This is a genomic window from Hyphomonas oceanitis SCH89, assembly GCF_000685295.1.
Classification (GTDB): domain Bacteria; phylum Pseudomonadota; class Alphaproteobacteria; order Caulobacterales; family Hyphomonadaceae; genus Hyphomonas; species Hyphomonas oceanitis.
Window position 1 is genome coordinate 1 of the sequence record NZ_ARYL01000183.1, and the last position, 268, is coordinate 268.

The following is a 268-nucleotide window of genomic DNA, read 5'->3' on the forward strand; positions in this document are numbered from 1 at the left end:
CGTCTGTCTCATAGTCGCTGACGGGGAACACGTTTGGACTATCCGACAAGCTGATCGTGAATGCGCTCAGCCTGCCGCTTGGCTATAAGCAACGTCTGGCGCTTGCCTGCGCGGTGATGCACGACCCCGACGTCCTGTTTCTTGATGAACCGACATCTGGCGTCGATCCTCGCACACGCCGCGAGTTCTGGACCCATATCAATGCTATGGTTGCCAATGGTGTGACCATTATGGTGACGACGCACTTTCTTGACGAGGCCGAGTATTG

At 56.0% G+C, this 268-nt stretch carries 1 pseudogene; it reads left to right on the forward strand.

Annotation, left to right across the window (positions count from 1 at the left end):
• Positions 1-62 precede the first annotated feature (62 nt).
• Positions 63-268, forward strand: a pseudogene (locus tag HOC_RS20840) (ATP-binding cassette domain-containing protein); the annotation flags it as partial.